This is a genomic window from Psychromarinibacter halotolerans (genome assembly GCF_029168315.1).
Taxonomy (GTDB): Bacteria; Pseudomonadota; Alphaproteobacteria; order Rhodobacterales; family Rhodobacteraceae; genus Psychromarinibacter; species Psychromarinibacter halotolerans.
This window is the reverse complement of the sequence record NZ_JARGYD010000045.1, coordinates 1-503: the sequence shown is the minus strand read 5'-3', so window position 1 is coordinate 503 and position 503 is coordinate 1. Positions and strand designations below refer to the sequence as shown.

At 70.2% G+C, this 503-nt stretch carries 1 protein-coding gene; it reads left to right on the top strand.

Going from position 1 to position 503, the window contains the following annotated elements; genetic code table 11:
* The coding region (locus tag P1K30_RS24050) for a cadherin-like domain-containing protein (protein WP_275635237.1) at nt 1-503 on the top strand (503 nt) is incomplete at both ends.

Below are 503 nucleotides of genomic sequence, written 5' to 3'. Positions count from 1 at the left end.
CTGGCCAACGACAGCGACATCGACGGCCCCGGCCCGCTGACGATCACGGTGGTGACGGACGGCACGCTGGGCACGGTGGTGGACAACGGCGACGGAACCGTGACCTACACCTCGACCTCCGGCGCGGGGCCGGACAGCTTCAGCTACACGATCAGCGACGGCGACCTGACGGCGTCGGCGACGGTCGAGCTGGACGTGCTGACCGAGCCGAACGCCGCGCCCGAGGCGACGGCGGACAGCTACACGGTGGCCGAGGACGGCGTGCTGACGGTTGCGGCGGCGGGCGTTCTGCTGAACGACACCGACGCGAACGGCGACCCGCTGACGGCGAGCCTTGTCAGCGACGTGACGGACGGGACGCTGGTACTGAACGCCGACGGCTCGTTCACCTACACGCCGGACGCGGATTTCAACGGCACCGACAGCTTCGTCTACGAGGTCAGCGACGGCCTTGGCGGCACCGACACGACGACGGTGACGCTGACGGTCGAGCCGGCGGCGGA